Below are 252 nucleotides of genomic sequence, written 5' to 3'. Positions count from 1 at the left end.
ACCCTGGGGTGCGCCGATTACCGCAATGCCCGAGTACCAGGAAGCACTAGCCAGACTCAACGCCGAGAAAGCAGCCACAAAAGCACAGGCCACAACACCAACCCAAGGGTCACCAACACAAACTTCGGCCACAACCCAAGGATCACCGGCCCAAAACCTAGATACAGCGTCAGAACAACCACCAGAGGAACCACCCGACAGCAGCTAACACCCGCAACCACCACACACAGCAGAAACAGAAAGGACAGCGCC

The 252-nt window shown here is 57.1% G+C and carries 1 protein-coding gene; it reads right to left on the bottom strand.

Annotation, left to right across the window (positions count from 1 at the left end):
* Positions 1-56: 56 nt before the first annotated feature.
* On the bottom strand, positions 57-252 hold a 196-nt coding region (locus tag HMPREF2743_RS12875), incomplete at its 5' end, for a hypothetical protein (protein ID WP_210400266.1).

This window comes from Corynebacterium sp. HMSC036D02 (assembly GCF_001836165.1).
In the GTDB taxonomy this organism is placed as follows: Bacteria; Actinomycetota; Actinomycetes; order Mycobacteriales; family Mycobacteriaceae; genus Corynebacterium.
The sequence above is the reverse complement of the archived record's forward strand: the minus strand, read 5'-3'. Positions and strand labels throughout refer to the sequence as shown.